Here is a 26,899-nt window from a genome sequence, read left to right as displayed (position 1 = left end):
TTTTGTTATTACGAAGCTTATTGTTATTCTTACTATTTTTCTTCCTTCTGTTCCCTGTCTCTATCGGGGCAGAGTCAACAGAAGGACCTCGGACAGTAGCAGATAGCCTTCAAACACCTACAGAGGATGCTACACCCAATACTGATGAATTACCAGTAAATCAAGACGCTGAACCGGTAGTTGAAAGTTATCAAGAGAAAAGTTTCTTTTGGCTAATTGTTCAGATGATTGGTGCACTACTTTTAGTTATCGGGCTTATCTATTTATTATTACGATTTGTAAATAGTCGAACGAGGCAGTTTCAAAACAATCATACGATGCAATCGATAGGTGGGCTTTCTTTAGGTCCTAATCGCTCTATTCAAATGGTGAAAATTGGAGAACGTGTGTTAATTGTCGGAGTTTCAGACACGATTCAATTAGTGAAAGAGATTGAAGATAAAGAAGAAATCGACCAATTATTAGAACAGAAAAAACAAGAGCAAATTCGTATGGACCAACCGATTACGAAAGCAGCGGGATGGTTAAACGACACGATTATGAAAAAGAAGTCTGTTCAAAAAAGCGAACCATTACAGTTTGGACAACTTTTAAATAAACAGTTGGAGGATGTCTCCAAATCGCAACAAGAAATCCACAAAGCGATGAAGGAGAAGAAACATGACTGATATGTTACCAGGAATTGACTTAGACATGTTGAATGATGAACCTGCCAATGTTGCAACAACGATACAATTGCTTGTTTTATTAACGATTTTAACATTAGCACCAAGTTTCTTAATCTTAATGACGTCATTTACTCGAATTGTTATCGTCTTATCATTTGTTAGAACCGGGTTAGCGACACAGCAAATGCCTCCAAATCAAGTATTAATTGGGTTAGCCTTATTTTTAACATTTTTTATCATGGCTCCCATTTTTGGGGAGATTAACGACGAAGCGTTAACACCGTATTTTAATAATGAAATTACACAAGAAGAAGCTTTTGAACGCGCAGCTTTGCCGATAAAAGAGTTTATGGCGAAACATACACGTGAAAAAGATTTGGCATTATTTATGGGCTATGCAGGAATGGACAGACCTGAGACAATAGATGATGTTCCACTCACCGCACTCGTCCCTGCATTTGCGATAAGTGAACTGAAAACCGCTTTTCAAATTGGGTTTTTAATCTTTATTCCGTTTTTAGTTATCGACATGATTGTAGCAAGTGTTCTTATGTCGATGGGGATGATGATGTTACCACCAGTTATGATTGCCCTACCTTTTAAAATCTTGTTATTTGTCATGGTAGACGGTTGGTATTTAATTGTTCGGTCACTATTGCTTAGTTTTCAGTAACGTTGTAAAGGATGATGTATTGTGAGTCAAGAGTTCGTTATTTCAATGGCTGAAAATGGAATTTTTACTGTTTTAGTAGTAGCCGGACCATTGTTAGTTATTGCATTAGGTCTTGGATTGCTCGTTAGTATATTTCAGGCAACAACCCAAATCCAAGAGCAAACATTAGCGTTTATTCCGAAAATTGTTGGTGTATTTATAGCACTTGTTGTATTCGGACCATGGATGTTATCCCATGTCATTGGTTTTACCCATAATATTTTTTATAATCTTCATCGGTTTATAGGGTAAAGAATGGAGTGGATTAATCAGCTTCCAGCGTTCTTACTCATCTTTTTACGAGTGCTTGCATTTTTTACAGTTATGCCGATTTTTTCATACCGGAATATTCCGAACCAATTTAAAATTGGACTTGCTGTGTTTTTAGCTTGGATTATGTTTTTTACAATTGAAATTCCTATCATTCCAATTGATGGGACTTACTTTTTATTAATTATTAAAGAAGTGTTAGTCGGTTTAGTTGTCGGCTTAGTTGCGATGATGCTGCTATACGCCATACAAGTGGCTGGGGGCTTTATCGACATGAACATGGGATTTATGATTGCGAATACGATTGACCCTCAAACAGGTGCACAAAGTCCGTTAATTGGGGGATATTTATATGCTCTTGCGATTTTATACTTGCTTGCTGTAGATGGTCATCATCTTCTTATTGACGGTGTCTTTTATAGCTATGAATTTATTCCAATAGACCAGGTATTTCTCCCGTTTGGGAATGAAAATATTATATATTTTGTAATAAAAAGCTTTTCAATGATGTTTCTTATTGCTTTTCAAATGGCCATTCCGATTGTAGGAGCTTTATTTCTTGTTGACTTATCACTAGGGATGGTAGCAAGAGCTGTACCGCAAATGAACGTATTTGTAGTCGGGATACCATTAAAGATTACAGTGGGTCTTTTGTTATTAATGATTTATATGGGAATCTTTTTCTTCCTTGTACAACATTTATTTGACCAAATGTTAGTTACGATGCGCACATTAATGCAGTTGCTAGGAGGAGCATAATAATGAGTTTTATAAAAATGGATCTCCAATTTTTTGCCCAAGAAAAAACCGAAAAAGCAACTGCAAAAAAGCGTGAAGATACAAGAAAGAAAGGGCAAGTCCCAAAAAGTACAGATATAAACACAGCGCTTATTTTGTTAATTGTCTTTTTGTTTTTATGGTTATTTGGTGGAAGGCTTGGAGAAAAATTATTTCAACTACTAACCCATACATTCACACAATACTTGTTAATGGAAATTACAGAACAATCGGTTCAGTCGCTATTTATGGAATTAACCGTTGAGACGGTTGGTGTTGTGTTACCGATTTTGGTCATTGCTATGTTAGGCGGTGTGATAAGTAGTTATATTCAAGTCGGTGTTTTGTTTGCTCCTGAAGCAATTAAAATGAAGTTATCAAAACTTAATCCAATCCAAGGTGCAAAGCGGATTTTTTCAGCGCGAGCATTAGTTGAGTTTTTGAAATCCATGTTGAAAATCTCACTTGTTGGAACGGTTGTATTTACAATTTTGTGGATTAATTTAGATAAAGTAATGATATTATCGCAAAAATCAGTGGGTGATGCGTTTTCTGTGATTGCCCAGCTTGCGGCGACAATGGGAGTTGCCGTCGCCATTCTATTATTGATTTTAGCGATTCCAGATTATTTATATCAACGTTATGACCATGAAAAACAAATTCGTATGTCAAAGCAAGATGTAAAGGATGAGCGAAAAAACATGGACGGAGATCCACGGATTAAATCGAAACGAAGACAAAAGCAAATGGAAATGGCGATGTCTAGGATGATGCAAGAAGTACCTAATGCAGATGTTGTCATTACAAACCCTACTCACTTTGCTGTTGCCCTTCGTTATGATGGAGAAAAGATGGACGCTCCTGTTGTTGTGGCCAAAGGTGTAGACTATGTAGCTTTAAAAATAAAGACAATTGCAAAAGAAAATCAAGTTGTTACAGTAGAAAACCGCCCATTAGCTAGAGCTCTTTATTCTCAAGCAGAGATAGGCTCAGTCGTACCCGAGGATTTGTTTAAAGCTGTTGCAGAGGTCCTCGCTTATGTGTATCGACTAAAAAACAAAGAAGTTTAATGGAAAAAGCTGGTTAGAAGAGGAGAGAGGTTCTAGTGCCTATTAGAGATTTGTCGGTTTTATTAGGAGTTATACTCATCATTATCATGTTGATAATTCCACTTCCACCGTTAATGCTCGACTTTTTGATAATCATTAATATTTCGTTAGCTTTATTGATTATCCTTGTTGCGATGAATACGAGAGAACCGTTACAGTTTTCCATCTTCCCAACATTGTTATTACTTGTTACGTTATTTCGACTTGGATTGAACGTTTCGACGACACGTTCGATTTTAGGAAACGCGGAAGCGGGGAATGTTATTGATACATTCGGTTCCTTCGTTGTTGGAGGGAATGCACTTGTCGGGTTTGTTGTTTTCTTAATTCTAATCATTATTCAATTTATCGTTATTACAAAAGGGTCAGAACGTGTATCTGAAGTAGGAGCGCGTTTTACATTAGATGCTATGCCTGGTAAACAAATGAGTATCGATGCTGATTTAAATGCAGGTATGATATCGGATATTGAAGCGAAGGAACGCCGTGAAAAAATTGAAAAAGAAGCAGACTTTTACGGAGCAATGGATGGTGCGAGTAAATTCGTAAAAGGAGATGCCATTGCAGGTATTGTTATTGTTATGATTAACCTTTTGTTTGGTTTAATTATCGGAATGATGCAACAAGGCATGTCCATGGGTGATGCAGCGACGACCTATACACTGTTAACAGTAGGAGATGGACTTGTCAGTCAAATTCCAGCGCTATTAATCTCAACTGCAACAGGGATTATCGTAACACGTGCAGCATCTGAAGGAAATCTTGGTCATGATATTACGAAACAATTATTAGCATATCCTAAAATGTTATATGTAGCTGGTGGAACAATCATTTTCTTAGGAGTGGCTACACCGATCACACCCCTTGTTACATTCCCAATCGCATTATTGATTTTGTATGCGGCTTGGAATATGGGACGAACAGAGAAAAAACAACTGTTAACCGAGGAAGCGGCGGCAACAGATGAATCTAATGATAAGGACGAATTAAGGTCACCGGAAAGTGTAATTAATCTATTGCAAATCGATCCGATTGAGTTTGAGTTTGGATATGGATTAATTCCGCTAGCGGATGCAAATCAAGGTGGAGACTTATTAGACCGTGTTGTTATGATTCGCCGACAGTTAGCATTAGAACTAGGAATGGTTGTCCCTGTAATTCGGATTCGGGACAATATTCAATTACAGCCGAATGAATATACGATAAAAATTAAAGGAAATGAAATTGCAAAAGGAGAGTTGTTACTTGACCATTATATGGCGATGAGTCCAGGAATTGATGATGAATCGATCGTCGGTATTGATACGTATGAGCCGGCATTTGGATTACCAGCCATATGGATTGGGGAAGATATGAAAGAACAAGCGGAGTTATCTGGATATACGGTTGTTGACCCTCCGTCTGTAGTATCAACCCATTTAACAGAAACAATTAAAAAGCACGCGTTTGAATTATTAGGTCGACAAGAAACGAAACAGCTCGTTGACCATTTAAAAGAATCGTATCCTACATTAGTAGAAGATGTTACACCGAGCCCGCTTTCAATCGGAGAAATTCAAAAAGTGCTGGCAAATTTATTAAAAGAAAATGTGTCAATTCGTAATTTACCAGTTATTTTTGAAACGTTGGCTGATTATGGACAAATGACAAAAGACATGGACCTTGTCACAGAATATGTGAGACAAGCGTTAGCAAGACAAATTTCTAAGCAATATGCGTCTCCAAGTGAACCGTTATATGTTGTGACATTAAGTGGAGTGGCTGAAAAGCGAATTGCCGATGCGGTGCAACAAACAGAGCATGGGAATTACTTATCCATGGATCCAAATGATTCTCAGCTTATCCTGCAATCAATATCAAATGAAATGGAACGTTTATCGCAAATGGGACAAATCCCAATTCTGTTATGCTCACCAGCAGTTCGAATGTATGTGAGACAATTGACGGAAAGAGTATTGCCTACTGTTCCAATTCTTTCATATAACGAACTGGACCCATCGATTGAGGTTCAAAGTGTAGGGGTGGTGAATGTGGAATGAAGGTAAAGAAATATACAGCAGCTTCTATGCCAGAGGCAATGAAACAAATACGAGCTGAATTAGGGCATGATGCTGTTATTTTAAATTCGAAAGAAGTGGAAACCGGGGGACTGTTTGGCTTTTTCACAAAAAAAAGCATTGAGGTGATTGCGGCTATCGATCAGATGCCGCAAGTCAAACGTCCAGCTCCTAAACCGATTCAACCCAAAATGATTAAACAAGAAATCGAACCGGTGTTGCCTAAAGAAAGATTCGAAAAACAAAAGCCAGGCCAAGACCAGGAACAGCTGATGAAAGAAATACAACAATTAAAAACGTTGGTTCATACGATAAGCAATCAACAGCAGCCATCAGAAAAAGAATACCCGGAACCGTTCCAACAAATGGAAGACCAATTACTTGAACAAGAAGTTAGTAAACCAATTCGATTAGAACTAATGAAACATTTACTAAAGAAGTGGTATTCCACTGAAAAAGAAGAAGCAGAAAAACTTGATCTTAAAAAAGAAGTAAAAGCTTATTTTGAAACGATGTTAACCGATGTTGATATGGGTGGAATCGATTTTAGTAAAAAATATATTAATGTTGTTGGACCAACAGGAGTAGGGAAAACAACAACGATAGCGAAAATAGCAGCACATAGCCTCTTAAAAAAGCATAAGAAAGTAGCTTTAATTACGACAGATACGTATCGTATTGCAGCAGTAGAGCAATTAAAAACTTACTCAAAGATTTTAAATATTCCTTTTGAAGTAGCTTATTCCATTGAGGATTTTCGAAAAGCAAAAGAACAATTTTCAGCCTACGATTTAGTGTTGGTAGATAGTGCAGGACGAAATTTCAGAAATTCCTTATATGTAGAAGAAATTCGTAAAATTATTGATTTTAATGATGAGATGGAGACGTATTTAGTATTAGCGCTCACCTCGAAATATAAGGATATGAAATCAATTTTCGAACAATTTTCTTTAATTTCTATTCAAAAATTGATTTTTACAAAGAAAGATGAGACGTCTTATTATGGTGCAATGTTGAATATGATTCACGATTATCATGTCGGTGTAGCTTATATAACGACAGGTCAAAATGTACCTGATGACATTGTGGAAGCTGATTCAGACACAATAATTAATGCCATACTAGAGGGAAATGAACATGACTGATCAAGCACAAAGCTTAAGAAAACTAATGGATAGCACTGACATAGAAGACACAAAAGTAATTTCCATTGTAAGTGGGAAAGGTGGAGTAGGAAAATCAAATTTTTCATTGAACTTCGCCATAGGACTCGCGAAAGCTGGAAAAAAAGTAGTGTTGTTTGACTTAGATATTGGGATGGCTAATGTTGATATTTTAATGGGAGTTTCTTCTCGCTATAACATCGTCGATATGATTGAAAATGAATTGACCATTTGGGACATTATTGAAACAGGACCAGAAGGCATTTCATTTGTATCTGGAGGTTCAGGTTTTACCAAATTATTTAAACTGACTTCGGAAAAGTACGATCGATTTATTTCACAACTTGAGGGACTTTATAAAAAATACGACTATATCTTGTTTGATATGGGGGCTGGTGTATCAGAAGACAGCATTCAATACATTTTAGCCGCCAATGAAGCGATAGTAGTAACAACACCTGAACCAACTTCAATTACTGATGCGTATGCGATGCTTAAGTTTATGCATCTGCAAGATCAATCTATGCCTTGTTCGCTTCTTGTTAATCGTTCTGAATCAGTAAGTGAAGGGGAAAGTACCGCTGAGAACTTAAAAAGAGTCGCAAAACAGTTTTTACAAAAAGAAATTTCCGTTCTTGGTACGATTCCAAATGATAAAGTTGTAGTGAAAGCTGTCAAACATCAGCAACCATTCTTGTTATTTGACCCACGTTCAAAACCAAGTCAAGCGATTACGAATATTGTTGCTTCCTATATCGGTACACAAACAACAAAAGAAGCGGTATTGTTTCCATCGTTTATATCTAAATTAAAAGGTTTCCTTACAAAAGGGTAAATAGAAAGTCTTTCCTATACTTTATAACACAAACTGAACGAATACGGACTACAGAAAGTTAGGGGATGCATGTGACAAAAGCAATTAAAGTACTCGTTGTAGATGATTCGGCATTTATGAGAAAACTGATTTCAGATTTGTTAGAGGAAGATTCAAGAATTACTGTTGTATCGACGGCCCGTAATGGAGCGGACGCTTTAAAGAAAATGGTAGAACATCAACCAGATGTCATGACTCTCGATGTTGAAATGCCAGTCATGGACGGGTTAGCAACATTAAGGGAAATTATGAGAAAACATCCGTTACCTGTTGTTATGGTCAGCAGTACGACGAAAGCGGGTGCTGAAAACACGTTACTTGCAATGGATTTGGGAGCAGTTGATTTTATTACGAAAACATCAGGATCAATCTCATTAGATTTACACAAGATAAAAAATGTGTTGATTGAAAAAGTCATCCTTGCGTCTACAATTGATATGAAACGATTGACAAAATCTAATATTTCAAAGAGTCGACCGAAAGTTGAAGTGTCATCTGCCCAAGTGAAACAACAGCTGGAAACATTCCAGTCAGGAACACAAAAAATCATTGCCATCGGTACATCGACAGGTGGTCCAAAAGCATTACAACAAGTATTAAAAGAAATAAAAGCGAATATCGCTGCTCCGATTTTAATTGTGCAACATATGCCAGCTGGATTTACAAAATCATTAGCAACTCGATTAAATTCGTTATCAAGTATTTCAGTAAAAGAAGCAGAGCATCATGATATCCTCCAAAATGGGAGTGCTTATATTGCTCCAGGGGGGAAACATTTAAAGCTTCAAAAGAAAGGTTCAACGATTTCAATTGTACTTGATGAGTCTGATGTTCGCCGTGGCCATCGTCCCTCTGTTGATGTCATGTATGAATCATTAGCAACAATTCCTCATCTTACGAAAATGGCAGTTATCATGACGGGAATGGGATCGGATGGAACAGAAGGATTGCACGAGTTAAAAAAGAGCGGCAACTGTTATGCAGTGGCGGAATCAGAAGAAACATCGATTGTGTTTGGAATGCCTAAAGCAGCAATTCTTTCAAAAAATGTCGACGAAGTCGTTAATTTAGCGGATATCGCAGCGAAAATTAACGCGTTTGCATAAGGAAAATTTGAATGTAAGGTGAGGGGAGAACAATGAGTTTTATCGAAAAAATTACACCCTATCATTTAGATGTACTTAAAGAGGTAGGAAATATTGGTGCAGGAAATGCAGCAACAGCATTATCCAAATTACTTAATAAATTTATAGAAATGAAAGTGCCTTCTGTACGTATCGTATCGTTTCAAGAAATAACGGAGTTAGTAGGGGGAACAGATACTGTAGTAGCAGCGATTTTTTTACGGTTGGAAGGTGATGCGCCAGGAAATATGTTTTTTTTGGTCCCGATTGGTGAAGCAGAACAATTGATTCGTAGATTAATAGGTAATGATACATTTCAGTTATCAAATCCGCCATATGAAGAAATCGGCTTATCGGCTTTACAGGAAGTTGGCAATATTTTGGCTGGGTCTTATTTATCAGCTCTTTCCGATTTCACGAAGTTGAATTTACAGCCGTCAGTGCCAGCCTTAAGTATTGATATGGCAGGAGCCATATTAAGTTACGGACTTATTGAATTTTCCCAAATTGGGGATTATGCGATTGTGATTGATACAGAAATAACAGAATTAAATAGGAAGTCAGAACACTCCAACGGCCATTTTTTCTTGCTTCCAGACCCGGATTCCTTTTCGCAAATATTCAATTCATTAGGTGTCGATGTTGATGACGAATATAATTAAAGTCGGAATGGCCGATTTAAATATCGCTAAGCCGCCGAATACCATTCGAACAGCTGGATTAGGCTCGTGTGTAGGAGTCATTATTTATGATGAATATACGAATGTATCTGGAATGGCCCATATTATGCTGCCGGACTCGACTCAAGGAAAAGCGGGGACGGTTAATATTGCAAAATATGCAGATACAGCGATCATTGAACTTGTTTCAAGGCTTGAAAGAGAAGGTGTGAATAAAAGGTTGTTAAAGTCTAAAATAGCCGGTGGGGCACAGATGTTTCAATTTTCCTCTACTTCTGATTTGATGCGAATAGGTCCACGGAATGTAGAAGCGGTAAAAAAACAACTCCAACAGCTTAGTATTACGATCTTAGCGGAAGATGTTGGAGGAAACAGTGGTCGAACAATTGAATTTAATCCGATTACGAAAAAATTAATGGTTCGGACAGTGAATCTAGGAGTAAAAGAAATATAATGTATGGATCTATTGTTTTAAACGTCTATATTGCTCTGATAGCATTTATTATTGTTTTTACTAGTTCTATCACACAAAATTTAATGCAAACGTCTGTTATTCGGGCCACAATTGCTGGAGTTGGTTTCTTTTTAATCACGTTCCTATTTCGATTTATTTGGGGGTATGTAACTTTGACGAATAAACAAACGGCACTAGAAGAAACGAGCGCAACAATAGATTTTGGAAGTGTGGAAGAAAAAGAACAAGAAATTTCAATGAATCCGTCTATAGATGAAGAAGCAACTGCACAATATATTAAAGACTTACTTGAGGATGAGGAGGTATAATGGTGGCTAATACAATGACACGTACCGAGGAAGAACAGATTTGGGATAAATGGATCGAAGACCGTTGTCCGGAAGCAGCGGATTCCCTCATTCGGATTTATATGCCTCTTGTTACTTATCATGTAAGCAGGATTTCTGTCGGATTACCTCGAAATGTAAATAGAGAAGACTTAATGAGTCACGGGATGCTTGGCCTATATGATGCTCTAGAAAAGTTTGATACGAAAAGAGACTTGAAATTCGATACCTATGCTTCATTTCGAATTCGTGGGGCTATCATTGATGGGTTGCGCAAAGAAGATTGGTTACCGAGGTCATTACGTGAAAAAGCGAAAAAGGTCGATGCAACAATTGAAAAATTAGAGCAAGAACATGGTCGATTCGTCCAAGCATCTGAAGTTGCAAAAGAGCTAGGACTATCAGAAGATGACGTCGTACAAATCATTTCTGAGAGCTTCCATGCAAATTTATTATCAATGGATGAGCAAACAAATGATTCTGAGCGTGAAGAAACGTATACAGCAACGATTGTTGATACACAAACAAAAACACCAGAAGAATCGATTATGTTTGAAGCGATGAAAAAAGAAGTTGCTGATGTGATTTCAAGCTTAAATGATAAAGAGCAACTTGTCGTTACATTGTTCTATTTTGAAGAATTAACCTTAACAGAAATTGGACAAGTCATGGAGTTGTCTACATCTAGAATATCCCAAATTCACTCTAAAGCCTTGTTCCGGTTACAACAAGCATTATCGAAGTAGAGGGCAAGCAGTAGTTTTTTATAAAATTATTGCAGGCCAATGGACAAGAAAGGGTTTGAGGCAAATGGGAGACGTATCTGAACGATATGACATTCAAATAACAAAAGATGGGATGACCGCTACACTTGTGGAAAAAACGCGAAAAGAAGATGAGCTTGAAACAGAAAACGCGACGACAGTAGAGCAACTTCTTGAGTTTATAAAAGAGCAAGGTGTAGTTTATGGAGTACAGGAACAACAAGTTATTTCTTATATTGAAGATCCACAGACGAATAGCTTACCTATCGTTGTAGCAGAAGGAAAGCCCCCTATAAATGGGGAAAAAGCCTATCTGCTACCGGTTCAGTTGAAGACAGAACAGAAAGAACAAGTACTTGGAAATCAAACGGTTGATTTAAAACAAGTAATTGACATACCTACTGTGTCTGAAGGCGATTTAGTAGGGGAAAAAATCGAAGCAACCGCTGGTATCCCAGGAATGAATGTGCTAGGAGAAAAAGTTGAGCAAAAACCAGGAAAAGATATTCAAATTAGACCTGGCAAAAATACTAGAATAAGTGAGGATGGGCTCAAACTTTTTTCACTTGTTGATGGACAAGTCTCAGTAGAAAAAAAGTTGATCCATGTTTATCCCAATTATGAAGTCAATGGTGACGTCAACATGAAAACTGGAAATATTTCCTTTGTGGGAAATGTTACGATCCGAGGAAATGTTCCGACTGGCTTTAGCGTAAGTGCAAAAGGCGATATTCGCATTTATGGGACGGTTGAGGGAGCCATTCTCGAAGCTGGTGGTTCCATTTTTGTGACAGCTGGTATTGTTGCGCAAGATAGTGGTAATATAAAAGCAGGACAAGACTTGCATACAACATTTGTTAATCAGGCTAATGTAAATGTTGGTGGGGATCTACATGTTGGTCAAGCGATATTACATAGTCGCTGTTCTGTTGGGGGAACTATTTTTTGTGAAAAAGGAAAAGGAAGTATTGTTGGTGGTCAATTGTCAGCAGCAAAAGGTATTCATGCTGTAGAAATTGGCAATTCAATGCATTCAAAAACAGCCCTATTTATCGGTGTCGACCAAACCACTCTTGAAAAAGAAAAAACATTGCAAGAGGCAGTGAAGAAGGCGTCTGATGAATTAGAAAAATTAGAAAAGCTCCTTAATGCTTTCGCGGCAAAAGAAAAGGCAGGAATAGCATTAGCACCGAATGAGCGGATTATGAAGCTGCGAGTTCGGAATACAATTGTGCAAACGGAGCAAACATTACAGGATGCTAAAGAAGAGCTAGAAGACATGATAGAGAACAAAGAAGATAATGAGTTTGGGACACTCACAGTGAAAAAGACGATATTTCCAAATGTGTCTGTAACATTCGGAAAATATCGCAGAAAAATAAAGTCGCCTCACCAATATGTTAAATTCGCATTGGTCGACGGAGAAATTAAACTTCTTCCTATGTAGTGTTCTCTTAATGAGCTCTTTATTCTCGAATTAGAGGTGTGAGCGTATGAGTATAAGACCAGTAGAAGTCCAGATAGGAGTTCCAAGAACGCAAGATGCTGGAAAGATTCAAGAGCAATTGCAACAGCGAGGGCAAGTTGCTCAAGATGTCATTAGCCAAGAGACGAAAAAAGAAGCGGATCAAAAACGCCACCAAGTGAACCAATCAGATGAAAGTGCGAAAGCTTCGAATAACGGCGAAGGCTCTAATGATAGCGGAAAGAAGAAGGAGAACAAAAAGAAAAAAGAACAGGAAAAAACGAAGGCTTCTCATCCTTTTAAAGGACAATTTATTGATTTTTCAGGGTAGAGGAGTGTAGACATGACAGCATATTTATTAACAATTAGTTTTATTGTCCATTTATTTACAATACTATGGATTATAACCTTAATTCAAAAAATAAACGCAAAAGAATCCCCAATCGACAGTGAAAAAGTTAAACAAGAAATTGAAGATTTACTTATTGCATATACAACAGAGATGAAGGAAGAAAATGAGAAATTGGCACAGCAATTACGAGCCGTGTCGACTCGAGATTCAGAAATGATAACGCCATCATATGATCATAATGTATATAAGCAACAAACTCTGACTCGAGTTGTCCCACCATCGACTAAAGCAAGCTATGAAGATTATACACCACCGGTTGTAGAGGAAGTGAAGCAAGAGGAAATCTACGACCAGTCGGATACAGCAAAAGTTCTTGCTCTTGCAAAGCAAGGTTGGAAAGCGGAAGAAATAGCGAAAAAACTACAATTAGGTAAAGTGGAAGTAGAGTTAATGTTAAAATTTAATCAATAATTGTCGTTTGTTACTTGCTATCCTTTTTTCAGTATGGTATATTAATTCACGGTGTTAAATCACACACGCTTTCTAATTTAAGTAATGGTGCTCATTGTAGTCTTACTTAAAGATGAGGAGAGCGGAGGACAAAAAAACCAAAAGGAGGTGTTGGGTGTGGCAGTAATTTCCATGAAACAATTACTAGAAGCAGGGGTACACTTCGGACATCAAACTCGTCGTTGGAACCCAAAAATGGATCGCTACATCTTCACAGAAAGAAACGGAATTTATATCATTGACTTACAAAAAACAGTCAAAAAAGTTGAGGAAGCTTACAATTTCATCAGAGAAATTGCGCAAGATGGCGGAAAAGTTCTTTTTGTAGGAACAAAAAAGCAAGCGCAAGACTCTGTTAAAGAGGAAGCAGCTCGTTGTGGTGGATACTTCATTAATCAACGTTGGTTAGGTGGTACATTAACAAACTTTGAGACAATTCAAAAGCGAATTGCTCGATTAAAGCAACTTGAAAAAATGCAAGAAGATGGTACATTTGATGTCCTTCCTAAAAAAGAAGTTATTCTTCTTAAAAAGGAAATGGATCGTCTAGAAAAATTCTTAGGCGGTATTAAAGACATGAAATCAATTCCTGATGCATTATTTGTTATTGACCCACGCAAAGAGCGTATTGCGATTGCGGAAGCTCGTAAATTAAACATTCCAATCGTTGCAATTGTTGATACAAACTGTGATCCTGACGAAGTTGATTATGTAATTCCTGGTAATGATGATGCAATCCGTGCTGTGAAGCTTCTTACTGGAAAAATGGCAGATGCTATCATTGAAGCAACTTCTGCTGAAGAGCAGCAAGTTGAGGAAGCTCCAGAAGAAGAAGCAAACGTATAATTTCATTTGCTCACACAAGGGTGGTAAAGGGGGTTGCCCTTTTATCACTCTTTTTTACACGAAAATAATACATATAAACTAAAGGAGGAAATAAAAATGGCAGTTACAGCAAGTATGGTAAAAGAGTTACGTGAAAAAACAGGTGCAGGGATGATGGACTGCAAAAAAGCACTAACTGAAACAAATGGTGACATGGAAAAAGCAGTTGATTTCTTACGTGAAAAAGGAATTGCAAGTGCAGCGAAAAAAGCAGACCGTGTTGCAGCAGAAGGTCTTTCTTATGTTGAACAAAATGGGAATAAAGCGGTGATTGTAGAAGTTAACTCAGAAACTGATTTCGTTGCTAAAAACGAAAACTTTAAAAACTTAGTAGCTGATTTAGCGAAACATGTTCTTGAGCAAAATCCAGCAACAGTTGAAGATGCTTTGGCACAACCTTTCCAAGGTGGTTCAACGTCAGTGGAAGAATACATTAAAGGCCAAATTGCAAAAATCGGTGAGAAAATTTCATTACGTCGTTTTGAAGTTGTTGAAAAAACTGATAACGATGCATTTGGTTCTTACCTTCACATGGGTGGAAGAATTGGTGTATTAACAGTCATTGCTGGAAATACTGACGAAGAGCTTGCTAAAGATGTAGCGATGCACATTGCAGCGATCAAACCAGTTTATGTTAATCGTGATGGTGTTCCAGCTGATGAAGTTGACCGTGAGCGTGAAGTATTAAAACAACAAGCATTAAACGAAGGAAAGCCAGCAAACATTGTTGAAAAAATGGTAGAAGGCCGTTTAAGTAAATTTTTCGAACAAGTATGTTTAGTTGACCAACCATTTGTTAAAGATGGTGATCAAAAGGTTGGCAAATACGTTCAAAACAAAGGCGGAGAAGTGAAATCATTTGTTCGTTATGAAGTTGGCGAAGGTATGGAAAAACGTGAAGATAACTTTGCTGAAGAAGTAATGTCTCAAGTAAAGAAATAATGAATTAAAGGATAACAAGGGAGCACAACGTGTTCCCTCTTTTTAAAAAAGCACTATAGAAATAACCCGCTTACATAACAGGATCATAGAATGGTAAATGGAGGTTGCGATGAGCAAGAAATATAATCGAGTTGTCTTAAAACTAAGTGGAGAAGCGTTAGCAGGAGAGTTAGGATACGGAATTGACCCAGTTGTCATTCAGTCCATTGCATCACAAATTAAAGAAATTGTAGAATTAGAAGTGGAAGTAGCCGTTGTTGTTGGCGGTGGAAATATTTGGCGTGGAATGGCAGGTAGCGCAAAAGGGATGGACCGTGCAACAGCCGATTATATGGGAATGTTAGCCACTGTCATGAACTCACTTGCACTTCAAGATAGTCTAGAAAACTTAGATGTACAATCTCGTGTACAAACTTCAATTGAAATGAGACAAGTAGCTGAACCGTATATTCGTAGAAGAGCCATTCGTCATTTAGAAAAGAAACGAGTTGTTATTTTTGCAGCAGGAACTGGTAACCCTTATTTCTCAACAGACACAACCGCTGCACTGCGGGCTGCTGAAATTGAAGCAGAAGTCATTTTAATGGCTAAAAATAAAGTTGATGGTGTATACAGCGCTGACCCGTCTGTTGATGCAAATGCAAAAAAATATCAATCCATTACCTATTTAGATGTGTTAAAAGAAGGACTCGCTGTGATGGATACAACAGCTTCTTCATTATGTATGGACAATAATATACCGCTCATAGTATTCTCAATTATGGAAGAAGGAAATATTAAGAGGGCCGTGTTAGGTGAAGAAATTGGAACAGTAGTTAGGGGGAAATCTTAATGTCAAAAGAATTGTTAAAAGATGCCGAAGCAAGAATGAAAAAAGCAATCGAAGCACTAAACCGTGAGTTTGCGACTTTACGTGCAGGCCGTGCAACACCTGCGATCCTTGATAAAGTAACAGTCGAATATTATGGTGCACCAACACCGCTAAACCAGTTAGCGACAATCTCCGTTCCTGAAGCGAGACTTCTTGTTATTCAACCGTTTGATAAATCAGCGATGAGTGATATCGAACGTGCGATCCAAATGGCGGATTTAGGCTTAACGCCATCAAATGATGGAACAATTATTCGGATAACTATTCCTCCACTTACGGAAGAACGAAGAAAAGAATTAGTAAAATTAGTGAAAAAGTATGCGGAAGAAGCAAAAGTAGCTGTCCGCAATATTCGCCGTGACACAAATGATGATCTGAAAAAACTCCAAAAAGACGGTGAAATGACAGAAGACGAATTACGCCGTGCAACTGATGATGTTCAAAAAGTTACAGATCAACATATTACAGAAGTAGATAATGTTGCCTCTAAGAAAGAAAAAGAAATCATGGAAGTATAATCACTTTCACGGTAAAATAGAATAATGGAATAGACCCTCTAGTACAAGGGGGTTTTTTTACTACTAACTCATGAAATATAAAAATCAATTTCGTTCTAGGTAAAATCGTGGAGGAACAAAAATGTTTGAAAAGTTTACGAGCTGGAAAAAAGACAAAGTACCAAATGTCCCTAAAGAAAATGAGAGTATGAGTATCCCACATCATGTAGCAATCATCATGGATGGGAATGGTCGATGGGCAAAACAAAAAGGGCTTCCACGCGTGGCAGGACACCGTGAAGGAATGAAAGTAGTTAATAAAATTGTTAAAAAAGCAAATGACATTGGAGTGAAAGTATTAACTTTATATGCATTTTCAACAGAAAATTGGAAACGTCCAAAACCAGAGGTTGAATTTCTGATGAAGTTACCAGAACTTTATTTGGATAAAGAACTGCCGAAATTAGTTGAGCAAAATGTAAAGGTTCAATTAATGGGAAGACGGGAGAATTTACCAGAACATACGTTAAGAGCTGTAGATACAGCAATCGAACAGACAAAGCAAAATACGGGGTTAATCTTAAATTTTGCCTTAAATTATGGAAGTCGAGCAGAGATTATTGATGCTGTTCAATCGATTGCAAAAGATGTGGAGGCAGGGGTTATTTCTCATGAAAGTATTGATGAGTCTGTTATTGCTTCTTATTTAATGACGAAAGAACTTCCAGACCCTGATTTGTTAATCCGTACTAGTGGCGAAATGAGGCTGAGTAATTTTATGCTATGGCAGTTAGCCTACAGCGAATTTTGCTTTACGGATGTACTATGGCCTGATTTTTCAGAAAAGCACTTTATGGAGGCCATTCATATGTATCAACAACGTGCTCGTCGATACGGTGGCGTCTAGGAAGGAGGAATCGATTTGAAGAAAAGAGTTATAACAGGCGTTTTAGGTGCTGCTTTAATTATTGGCTTAACGATTATAGGTGGCTTTCCATTTACGTTATTTATTATTTTTGTTGCGTCTGTTGCCATGATTGAATTATTGAAAATGAAAAAGATTTCACCGCTTTCATCCATCGGATTATTAAGCTTATTTTTAATGTGGCTATTGTTAGTACCAACACATTGGGTTGATATGACTTTTATTACTCATGTATCGAAAGTGGAAATTTTTATTTTTATGATTTTACTTTTATTAATGGTTACCGTCATAACAAAAAATTCTTTTACATTTGATGAAGCTGGATTTGTTATTTTATCAACAGTGTACGTTGGATTTGGTTTCCATTATTTAATTATGACAAGAGCCGCAGAAAATGGACTTGCCCTCGTGTTTTTCGTATTGTTTATCATTTGGTCTACTGATTCAGGGGCATATTTTGTTGGAAGGGCCATTGGAAAACATAAACTTTGGCCAGATATTAGCCCGAAGAAGACCGTTGAAGGGTTTTTAGGTGGGGTCGCCTTTGCATTTCTTGTAGGGGTTGCTTTTCAATTTATTTTCCCTTTATTTGATTCAGTGTTTTTACTTGTTTTTGTCATTGTGATTACTTCTGTGTTTGGGCAACTAGGGGATTTAGTTGAATCAGCATTAAAACGACATTATGCTGTAAAAGACTCAGGAAAATTATTACCAGGTCATGGCGGTATATTAGATCGTTTTGATAGTTTGATTTATGTCATGCCAATTCTACATTTATTACAACTAATATAAGCATAGATATACATAGTGTAATATTTATAAGCAGAGGGTGGAAACCGTTGAAGAACATTAGTTTACTTGGAGCAACAGGCTCAATTGGAACTCAAACATTAGATATTATTAGGCAACATCCAGAGCAATTTTCCTTATCGGCAATGTCAATTGGGAAAAACGAAGCTTTAGCGATTGAGCAAATTCATGAGTTTCGACCAAAAGTAGTCTCTGTTCAATCAAAAGAAACATATGACAAATTAGTAAGTCAGCTTCCTGCCAATGTCACGTTGCGGTATGGTGAAGAAGGCATTATAGAAGTGGCAACACTTGATGAAGTTGATATTGTCGTGAACGCAGTGATTGGAAGTGTTGGCTTAGTTCCAACTCTTGCTGCGATTGAAGCAAAAAAAACAATCGCAATCGCTAATAAAGAAACATTAGTAACAGCTGGGCATATTGTCACTGAAGCGGCTAGAAGAAATGAAGTTGCACTACTTCCTGTAGATAGTGAACATTCAGCAATCTTTCAATGTTTACAAGGAGAACAGCAAAGAGATATAACAAAATTAATATTGACAGCATCAGGTGGTAGTTTTCGTGATAAGACCCGTTCTGAATTACAAAATGTAACAGTGCAAGAAGCTTTAAACCATCCGAACTGGTCAATGGGGTCAAAAATTACAATCGATTCCGCAACGATGATGAATAAAGGATTGGAAGTTATTGAAGCGCATTGGTTGTTCAACATCCCTTATGACAAGATTGAAGTGATCCTTCATAAAGAAAGTATTATTCATTCTATGGTAGAATATATTGATGGAAGTGTGATTGCACAATTAGGAACACCTGATATGAGAGTGCCGATTCAATATGCGTTATCTTACCCAAAACGGCTTGAGTTTAAGAATAAAGACAGGTTAAACTTATGGGAGATTCAAAAGCTTCATTTTTCAAAACCTGACTTTACCCGGTTTCGTTGTCTTCATTTTGCTTATGAATCAGGCCGAATTGGAGGAACGATGACAACCGTCCTCAATGCTGCAAATGAAATGGCGGTAGCTTCATTTCTAGAAGGAAAAATATCATTCCTTGATATTGAACAACTTATTGAAAAGTCTCTTGAAAAGCATGATGCCATTGCAGATCCTTCGTTAGATGATATATTAGAAGTGGACAAAGAAACAAGATCTTTTGTAACCTCATTAATTAAATAAAGGTGTTGATAAACTAGTGAATACGTTAATTTCCATTGTGATCATTTTTGGTTTGCTTGTCTTTATTCATGAATGGGGACATTTATATTTTGCAAAACGAGCTGGTATTTTGTGTAGGGAATTTGCAATCGGTTTTGGTCCAAAAGTATTCTCTTTTAAACGGGACGAAACGGTGTATACGATTCGACTGTTACCATTAGGTGGATTTGTTCGAATGGCCGGTGAAGATCCCGAAACCGTTCATATTAAACCGGGATATGATGTAGGACTTGTTTTTAACAACAATAACAAAGTTTCAAAGTTGATAGTCAACAATAAATCAAAGCATCCAGATGCAAGAGTGGTTAGTGTTGAGCGAATTGATTTAGAAAAAGACTTGTTTGTAGAAGCTTACGATGGCGATGAGCTTATCACTTTTTTAGTAGACGAAAAAGCTGAAATTGTCTTTGATGAGGAATCCACTCAAATTGCACCATTAAATCGACAGTTTGGTTCAAAAACAGTGGGACAACGGGCATTAGCGATTTTTGCAGGTCCATTAATGAATTTTGTGTTAGCCTTTGTTATTTTAACGGCGTTTGCCCTATTAGCAGGGATGCCAGTCGATAAAGCAAAGATTGGCGAAGTTATCCCAGAAGGAGCTGCTTTTGAAGCTGGATTAGAGGAAAATGACCAGGTGGTAGCGATAAGTGGTCAAGCTACAGATACATGGTTAGAAGTAGTTGCGATTATTCAGCAACATCCTAGTCAAGAGCTTATGTTTGAAGTGGAACGTAATGGCCAAAGGTTAGAAATTCCAGTTATACCTCAAGAGCGAGAAAATCAGCTAGGAGAAAAAGAAGGATTTGTTGGGATCAGTCAGCCGACAGAATTTTCCTTACTAGGGTCGTTGCAATATGGTATAACAGAAACATATATGTTTACTAAACTGATTTTTGAGTCACTAGGAATGTTAATTACAGGTCAATTTTCTCTTGACCATTTAGCTGGACCTGTTGGAATTTATAATTATACGGGTCAAGCTGCTGAAATGGGAATATTTATTTTAATGAAATGGGCAGCGGTATTAAGTGTGAATCTTGGAATTATTAATTTGCTTCCTTTACCAGCTCTTGATGGGGGAAGATTAATTTTTATTGGACTTGAAGCGGTTCGCGGAAAACCAGTAGACCCCCAAAAAGAAGGAATGATTCACTTTATTGGATTTGCTCTTTTAATGCTTTTAATGCTAGTTGTCACTTGGAATGATATCAATAAATTTTTCTTGTAAACGAAAGAAGGTTCGGAAATTATGAGGCAAAGTGTTTTTTTAATTCCTACTTTAAGAGACGTTCCTGCAGATGCAGATATCGCTAGTCATCAATTAATGCTACGTGCTGGATTAATTCGTCAAAACGCAGCAGGAATTTATTCTTATCTCCCGCTAGGAAAACGTGTACTACGTAAAGTAGAAGAAATTGTTCGTGATGAAATGGATGCTAAAGGAGCACAAGAAGTGCTAATGCCTGCCATTCAACCCGCAGAACTATGGGAGCAATCTGGACGTTTAGGAGATTATGGTCCTGAACTAATGCGATTAAAAGATAGACATAACCGGGATTTCGTATTAGGGGCTACACATGAAGAAGTGATTACAAGTCTAATACGAGATGATATTAAGTCCTACAAAAAATTACCTGTAAATATGTATCAAATTCAAACGAAATATCGAGATGAGCGAAGACCTCGTTTTGGTGTTTTACGATCAAGAGAATTTATTATGAAAGATGCCTACTCTTTTGATACTTCACAAGAAGGACTTGATCAAAGTTATGAAAAAATGTATGAAGCCTACAATGCTATCTTTACAAGATGTGGACTTGACTTTAGAGCGGTAGAAGCAGATAGTGGAGCAATAGGTGGAACGGATACACATGAATTTATGGTGTTAACCGAAGTAGGGGAAGATACGATTGCTTATTCAGATAGTTCTTCTTTTGCTGCCAATATTGAAATTGCCCCAGTGAATGTAGAATATAAACAAGGCACTTCTGATATTAAAGAACGAGTGAAGACGGAAACACCAAATGCAAAAACCATTGAACAAGTTGCCGCATTTTTTAATACAGATGCTTCACGTATTATTAAATCAGTGATGTTCATTGTTAATGAAGAACCTGTTCTTGTTCTTGTTCGAGGTGACCATGAAGTCAATGAAATTAAGGTGAAAAATCTATTTAATAAAGCAACAATAGAGCTTGCTTCAAATGAACAAATCGAATCCGTTACCGGTTGTGAGCCAGGGTATATCGGACCTGTACTCCTTGAAAATATAAAAATTGTGGCTGACCATGCGGTAGCCGCTATTGTAAACGGGGTATGTGGAGCAAACGAAGCTGGGTATCACTATGAAAATGTGAATGTAACTCGTGATTTTTCAGTTGATGAATTTGCAGACTTACGTTTGATTCAAGAAGGGGACCCTTCTCCAGATGGAATGGGCACGATAAAGTTTGCAAAAGGAATTGAAGTCGGTCATGTTTTCAAACTAGGAACAAAATATAGTGAAGCATTAGGTGCCACTTATTTAGATGAAAATGGTAAATCACAATTGATGATTATGGGTTGTTATGGCATTGGCGTATCTAGAACTGTAGCGGCAATCGTTGAACAATGCCATGATGAAAAAGGAATAGTATGGCCATTGCCTGTAGCGCCTTTCCATATTCACTTAGTTGGAATCAACATGAAAGATGAGAGACAAAAACAATTGGCGGAATCTCTTTATGTCGAACTAAAAGAATTAGGATATGATGTGTTATATGATGATCGTCTTGAGCGAGCGGGAGTTAAGTTTAACGATAGTGATTTAATTGGTTTACCAGTCCGTATTGGCGTTGGAAAAAAAGCCGTTGATAATATTGTTGAAGTGAAAGTTCGGAAAACAGGAGAAATGGTAGAAGTAGAAAGAAGTGAGCTACCGGCATTACTCCGACAGCTGTTAACACAACGATAAAGCATATCGGAAATAGACTTTACTTTTTTTTGCAGGATCCAGGTGAGCCTCCTCGTGCTTCTGCACGGAGGGGTCTCACCTTTATCTATGCTTCTTCTATGTTAAAAAGAAATAAAAAGGAGAGGAAAACATGGGGACTCAGGAAGAACAAATTAGACAAGAACGGTTTCAACTGCTATTACAACAAATTGCGATTCCTACCAGTCTCATTGACAATTACTTTCGTGAAGGCTCAATTGAAAAATTGACCATTCATAAGCTTGAAAAACGTTGGCATTTTTATTTCAAATTACAAAAAGTATTACCTGCCAATGTGTATGAATTGTTTCGAGCGAATATGAACGAAGCATTTGGTCATATTGCTTCTGTTTCTTTTTCGATTTCTTATGAAAAGGTAGAGTTACAAGAATCACTTGTACAAGAATATTGGCCCCTTTGGATAAAAGGAATGGTAGGGATTTCAAATGGGATTCTTGGGATGCTAGAAAATCAAGTACCGAAATGGAACGGAAAACAAATTGTTGTTGAAGTTCGCAATGATACAGAAGGCATCGCAGTGAAACGAAAGTGTACGGAAATATTAGCCTCAACGATGAAAACATTTGGATTTCCCTCTGTTACATTAGAAATTGTCGTTAAGGAATCTGAAAAAGAGTTTGAAAAATTCGTGGAACAGCGCGCTCAAGAAGACCATTCGAAAGTTGTAGAAGCGATTCTTGAAAAGAAAAAAATGGAAAAGAAAGTGGACGCTACGAGTGATCAGCCTTTAATGATCGGCTATCCAATCAAAGACGAACCGATTATGTTAGATACAATTATGGATGAGGAACGTAGAATTACGGTACAAGGATATATTTTTGACGCAGAAACAAGAGAGTTACGAAGTGGACGAGTTTTATTAACATTTAAAATTACAGATTATAGCAGTTCTATCTTAGTTAAACTGTTTTCACGTGACAAAGAAGATATTCCTCTTCTACAAGCAGTGAAAAAAGGAATGTGGGTAAAAGTTCGTGGTGGTGTCCAAAACGATACATTTGTCCGTGACTTAGTTATGATTGCCAACGACATCAATCAAATTACACCAGAAGTTCGAAAAGATGAAGCAGAGGAAAAACGAGTTGAGCTTCATTTGCATTCAACAATGAGTCAAATGGATGCGATTGCTAATGTAGGAAAATATGTTGAGCAAGCTGGTAAATGGGGACATAAAGCGATTGCCATTACAGACCATGCTGTCGTTCAAGCATTTCCTGATGCGTATTCAGCTAGTAAGAAAACGGGCGTCAAAGTTTTATATGGTCTTGAAGCGAATTTAGTAGATGACGGTGTTCCGATTGCTTATAATATTGCAGACCGGATGCTCATGGATGAAACTTATATTGTTTTTGACGTTGAAACAACAGGGTTATCGGCTGTTTATAATAAAATCATTGAGTTAGCTGCAGTAAAAATTCATAACGGAGAAATAATTGATCGGTTTGAATCTTTTGCAGACCCACATGAGCCTTTATCTCAAACGATCATTGAGTTAACAGGAATAACTGATGACTTAGTCCAAGGCGCACCAGAAATTGAAGACGTATTAAAGAAATTCCATGAGTTTATTGGTGATGCGATTTTAGTTGCTCATAATGCAAGTTTTGACATGGGCTTTCTAAATGTAGGATTTCGAAATATTGGAGTTGGGGATGCAACGAATCCCGTTATTGATACGTTAGAATTAGGTCGCTTTTTATATCCAGAGCTTAAAAATCATCGTTTAAATACACTTTGTAAAAAGTTTGATATTGAACTCGTGAGTCATCACCGTGCCATTTATGACGCTGAAGCAACAGGTTATTTATTGTGGAAAATGGTGAAAGATGCAAATGAACGCGGTGTAATCAATCATAACCAATTAAACGATAATATGGGAAAAGGTGACTTCCAACGGCAACGACCTTCCCATTGTATTGTGTTGGCTCAAACACAAGAAGGCTTAAAGAATTTGTACAAGCTTGTGTCCCTTTCTCATCTTGAATATTTCTTCCGGACACCTAGAATTCCACGTTCTTTATTGCAAAAATATCGAAAAGGCCTAATTATAGGTTCTGGTTGTGATAAAGGCGAGGTTTTTGAAGGGATGATGCAAAAGTCACCAGAAGAAGTGGAAGAAATCGCGAAGTTTTATGATTACTTAGAAATTCAACCTGCTTCCAACTATCGTCATTTAATCGAGAGAGAGCTTGTTCGAGATGAAAAGCATATTGAACAAATTCTTTATAATATTGTAAAGCTAGGCGATAAGTTAAACAAACCAATTGTAGCAACTGGAAACGTTCATTACTTAGAACCAAAGGATAAAATTTACCGTAAAATCTTAATTGCTTCTCAAGGTGGGGCGAATCCTTTAAATAAACAAACATTACCAGATGTCCATTTTCGAACAACAACAGAAATGCTTGATTGTTTCTCTTTTTTAGGAGGGACAAAGGCAAAAGAAGTTGTTATTACAAATCCAAATGCGATTGCTGATCAAATCGATACGATTCATCCGATCCCTGATGATTTATATACACCGAAAATCGAAGGAGCCGATGATGAAATTCGTCAGATGAGTTATAATATGGCGCGTAGCATTTATGGGGAACAATTGCCTGAAATTGTTGAAGCAAGATTAGAAAAGGAATTAAAAAGTATAATTGGACATGGGTTTGCCGTTATTTATCTTATTTCTCATAAACTAGTGAAGAAATCTTTAATTGATGGTTATTTAGTAGGTTCCCGAGGGTCTGTCGGTTCTTCCTTTGTAGCAACAATGACAGAAATTACTGAAGTGAATCCACTTCCTCCTCATTATGTTTGTCCGAACTGTCACCACTCTTATTTCTTTAATGATGGTTCGGTTGGCTCAGGATATGATTTACCTGATAAAGATTGTCCTGAATGTGGAACAGCATACATTAAAGATGGACAAGACATACCGTTTGAAACGTTTTTAGGTTTTAAAGGAGATAAAGTACCTGATATCGATTTGAACTTTTCAGGAGAATACCAACCGAGAGCCCATAATTACACAAAAGAACTGTTTGGTGAAGAGTATGTGTATCGTGCTGGAACGATTGGGACAGTCGCCGATAAAACAGCATTCGGGTATGTCAAAGGGTACCAAAACGACCATGGATTGCATATTCGCTCTGCAGAAGTCGACCGGTTAGCCTCAGGATTTACAGGAGTAAAACGAACAACAGGACAGCATCCTGGAGGGATTATTGTAGTTCCGGATTATATGGATATCCATGATTTTTGTCCGATTCAATTCCCTGCAGATGATAAAAATTCAGAATGGAAAACAACGCATTTTGACTTCCATTCCATTCACGATAACTTATTGAAACTCGATATTTTAGGACACGATGATCCGACAGTCATAAGAATGCTACAAGATTTAAGTGGAATTGACCCGAAAACCATTCCAACAGATGATAAAGAAGTCATGAAAATATTTTCTGGTCCAGAAGTACTTGGCGTTACTGAAGAACAAATTATGTGTAAAACAGGAACACTTGGTATTCCGGAATTTGGAACGCGGTTTGTTCGACAAATGTTGGAAGAAACAAAACCAAGTACGTTTTCAGAGCTTGTCCAAATTTCGGGGCTTTCACATGGTACAGATGTATGGTTAAACAATGCCAATGAGTTAATTTATGACGGAACATGTGAACTTAAAGACGTAATTGGCTGTCGTGATGACATTATGGTCTATTTGATTTATAAAGGGTTGGAGCCATCGTTGGCCTTTAAAATTATGGAATTTGTCCGTAAAGGGAAAGGTCTACAAGAAGAATGGATTGAAGAAATGAAAAAGCATGACGTTCCAGATTGGTATATCGGTTCGTGCATGAAGATAAAATATATGTTCCCGAAAGCCCATGCAGCTGCTTACGTATTAATGGCTGTTCGGATAGCTTATTTTAAAGTTCATTTTCCACTTCTATATTATGCAGCATATTTTACAGTAAGAGCAGATGATTTTGATCTAGATACGATGATTAAAGGTTCTAGCACGATTCGTACAAAAATTGAAGAAATTAACCAAAAAGGTTTAGATGCTTCACCAAAGGAAAAAAACTTATTAACTGTACTAGAGCTATCGCTGGAAATGGTAGAACGTGGATATTCGTTTGAAAAAGTTGACTTATATGAATCAAAAGCAGCGGAGTTTATTATTAAAGGAAATACATTAATTCCACCATTTAACGCGATTACTGGGGTAGGAACAAACGCTGCGATAAATATTGTCAAAGCAAGAGGGCAACAAGAGTTTTTGTCGAAAGAGGATTTACAGCAACGAAGTAAGCTAACAAAAACGGTATTGGAAAATTTAGATCAGCATGGATGTTTAGCTGATTTACCTGAATCCAATCAATTATCGTTATTTTAGCTAAACTGAAGTGTGTACCATCGTAAGGTATGATTCACGTTGTT

At 37.3% G+C, this 26,899-nt stretch carries 26 protein-coding genes; all 26 read left to right on the top strand.

Features of this window, described 5'->3' with window-relative positions:
* Positions 1–2 precede the first annotated feature (2 nt).
* Positions 3–668, top strand: a complete 666-nt coding sequence (gene fliO / locus T323_RS26990; protein WP_051556580.1) for a flagellar biosynthetic protein FliO — start codon at positions 3–5, stop codon at positions 666–668.
* Complete coding sequence (gene fliP / locus T323_RS0116605; protein WP_026674271.1) at positions 661–1,341, top strand: flagellar type III secretion system pore protein FliP; 681 nt, start codon at positions 661–663, stop codon at positions 1,339–1,341. The genes fliO and fliP overlap by 8 nt, the downstream gene beginning before the upstream one ends.
* A gap of 21 nt (positions 1,342–1,362) precedes the next feature.
* Entirely contained in the window at positions 1,363–1,632 is a 270-nt protein-coding gene (gene fliQ, locus T323_RS0116600) for a flagellar biosynthesis protein FliQ (RefSeq protein WP_026674270.1), read from the top strand.
* 3 nt (positions 1,633–1,635) lie between these two features.
* Positions 1,636–2,409, top strand: coding sequence for a flagellar biosynthetic protein FliR (fliR, locus tag T323_RS0116595; RefSeq protein WP_026674269.1), 774 nt, complete (start codon positions 1,636–1,638; stop codon positions 2,407–2,409).
* A 2-nt stretch (positions 2,410–2,411) separates the two neighbouring features.
* Positions 2,412–3,497: a flagellar biosynthesis protein FlhB gene (gene flhB, locus T323_RS0116590; RefSeq protein WP_026674268.1), complete on the top strand. Its 1,086-nt coding sequence runs from the start codon at positions 2,412–2,414 to the stop codon at positions 3,495–3,497.
* Between the two features lie 35 nt (positions 3,498–3,532).
* A complete protein-coding gene (flhA, locus tag T323_RS0116585) occupies positions 3,533–5,575 on the top strand; it encodes a flagellar biosynthesis protein FlhA (RefSeq protein ID WP_026674267.1) in 2,043 nt (680 codons plus the stop codon).
* On the top strand, positions 5,572–6,738 hold the full coding sequence (gene flhF, locus T323_RS0116580; protein ID WP_026674266.1) for a flagellar biosynthesis GTPase FlhF: 1,167 nt from the start codon (positions 5,572–5,574) through the stop codon (positions 6,736–6,738). The genes flhA and flhF overlap by 4 nt, the downstream gene beginning before the upstream one ends.
* Positions 6,731–7,591 (top strand): MinD/ParA family protein, encoded by an 861-nt coding sequence (locus T323_RS0116575; protein WP_026674265.1) that lies wholly within the window; start codon positions 6,731–6,733, stop codon positions 7,589–7,591. Before flhF ends, T323_RS0116575 begins: the two co-directional genes overlap by 8 nt.
* A 65-nt stretch (positions 7,592–7,656) precedes the next feature.
* A complete protein-coding gene (locus T323_RS0116570; RefSeq protein ID WP_035179071.1) occupies positions 7,657–8,736 on the top strand; it encodes a protein-glutamate methylesterase/protein-glutamine glutaminase in 1,080 nt (359 codons plus the stop codon).
* Positions 8,737–8,768: 32 nt separating this feature from the next.
* Positions 8,769–9,416 carry a chemotaxis protein CheC gene (locus T323_RS0116565; RefSeq protein ID WP_026674263.1) on the top strand — a complete coding sequence of 216 codons (648 nt, stop codon included), beginning with the start codon at positions 8,769–8,771 and terminating at the stop codon, positions 9,414–9,416.
* Positions 9,400–9,888 carry a chemotaxis protein CheD gene (locus T323_RS0116560; protein ID WP_026674262.1) on the top strand — a complete coding sequence of 163 codons (489 nt, stop codon included), beginning with the start codon at positions 9,400–9,402 and terminating at the stop codon, positions 9,886–9,888. Before T323_RS0116565 ends, T323_RS0116560 begins: the two co-directional genes overlap by 17 nt.
* On the top strand, positions 9,888–10,217 hold the full coding sequence (locus tag T323_RS26985) for a hypothetical protein (protein WP_035179067.1): 330 nt from the start codon (positions 9,888–9,890) through the stop codon (positions 10,215–10,217). The genes T323_RS0116560 and T323_RS26985 overlap by 1 nt, the downstream gene beginning before the upstream one ends.
* The gene (locus T323_RS0116550) at positions 10,217–10,981 is read left to right on the top strand and encodes a FliA/WhiG family RNA polymerase sigma factor (RefSeq protein ID WP_245613742.1); all 765 of its coding nucleotides are present in this window, start codon (positions 10,217–10,219) and stop codon (positions 10,979–10,981) included. Before T323_RS26985 ends, T323_RS0116550 begins: the two co-directional genes overlap by 1 nt.
* A 64-nt stretch (positions 10,982–11,045) precedes the next feature.
* Complete coding sequence (locus T323_RS0116545) at positions 11,046–12,446, top strand: flagellar assembly protein A (protein WP_026674260.1); 1,401 nt, start codon at positions 11,046–11,048, stop codon at positions 12,444–12,446.
* A gap of 46 nt (positions 12,447–12,492) precedes the next feature.
* Positions 12,493–12,795, top strand: a complete 303-nt coding sequence (locus tag T323_RS0116540; RefSeq protein ID WP_026674259.1) for a hypothetical protein — start codon at positions 12,493–12,495, stop codon at positions 12,793–12,795.
* A 12-nt stretch (positions 12,796–12,807) separates the two neighbouring features.
* Positions 12,808–13,287: a DUF6115 domain-containing protein gene (locus T323_RS0116535; protein WP_026674258.1), complete on the top strand. Its 480-nt coding sequence runs from the start codon at positions 12,808–12,810 to the stop codon at positions 13,285–13,287.
* 156 nt (positions 13,288–13,443) lie between these two features.
* Positions 13,444–14,172 (top strand): 30S ribosomal protein S2, encoded by a 729-nt coding sequence (rpsB, locus tag T323_RS0116530; RefSeq protein ID WP_026674257.1) that lies wholly within the window; start codon positions 13,444–13,446, stop codon positions 14,170–14,172.
* Positions 14,173–14,268: 96 nt separating this feature from the next.
* Complete coding sequence (gene tsf / locus T323_RS0116525; protein WP_026674256.1) at positions 14,269–15,153, top strand: translation elongation factor Ts; 885 nt, start codon at positions 14,269–14,271, stop codon at positions 15,151–15,153.
* A gap of 109 nt (positions 15,154–15,262) precedes the next feature.
* Positions 15,263–15,985: a UMP kinase gene (gene pyrH / locus T323_RS0116520; RefSeq protein ID WP_026674255.1), complete on the top strand. Its 723-nt coding sequence runs from the start codon at positions 15,263–15,265 to the stop codon at positions 15,983–15,985.
* Entirely contained in the window at positions 15,985–16,542 is a 558-nt protein-coding gene (gene frr / locus T323_RS0116515) for a ribosome recycling factor (RefSeq protein WP_026674254.1), read from the top strand. Before pyrH ends, frr begins: the two co-directional genes overlap by 1 nt.
* Positions 16,543–16,663: 121 nt before the next feature.
* On the top strand, positions 16,664–17,428 hold the full coding sequence (gene uppS / locus T323_RS0116510) for an undecaprenyl pyrophosphate synthase (protein WP_026674253.1): 765 nt from the start codon (positions 16,664–16,666) through the stop codon (positions 17,426–17,428).
* A 15-nt stretch (positions 17,429–17,443) separates the two neighbouring features.
* A complete protein-coding gene (locus tag T323_RS0116505) occupies positions 17,444–18,238 on the top strand; it encodes a phosphatidate cytidylyltransferase (protein WP_026674252.1) in 795 nt (264 codons plus the stop codon).
* A gap of 47 nt (positions 18,239–18,285) precedes the next feature.
* Entirely contained in the window at positions 18,286–19,434 is a 1,149-nt protein-coding gene (locus T323_RS0116500; RefSeq protein WP_026674251.1) for a 1-deoxy-D-xylulose-5-phosphate reductoisomerase, read from the top strand.
* A gap of 16 nt (positions 19,435–19,450) precedes the next feature.
* Entirely contained in the window at positions 19,451–20,704 is a 1,254-nt protein-coding gene (gene rseP / locus T323_RS0116495) for an RIP metalloprotease RseP (RefSeq protein ID WP_026674250.1), read from the top strand.
* Between the two features lie 21 nt (positions 20,705–20,725).
* A complete protein-coding gene (locus T323_RS0116490; protein WP_026674249.1) occupies positions 20,726–22,429 on the top strand; it encodes a proline--tRNA ligase in 1,704 nt (567 codons plus the stop codon).
* Positions 22,430–22,559: 130 nt separating this feature from the next.
* Positions 22,560–26,855: a PolC-type DNA polymerase III gene (locus tag T323_RS0116485; protein ID WP_026674248.1), complete on the top strand. Its 4,296-nt coding sequence runs from the start codon at positions 22,560–22,562 to the stop codon at positions 26,853–26,855.
* The last annotated feature ends 44 nt before the right edge of the window (positions 26,856–26,899 follow it).

The sequence above is a fragment of the Alkalihalobacillus bogoriensis ATCC BAA-922 genome (genome assembly GCF_000621445.1).
Classification (GTDB): Bacteria; Bacillota; Bacilli; order Bacillales; family Bacillaceae_F; genus Bacillus_AO; species Bacillus_AO bogoriense.
Note: the sequence above shows the minus strand (reverse complement) of the source record. Positions and strands in the feature narration are given on the sequence as shown.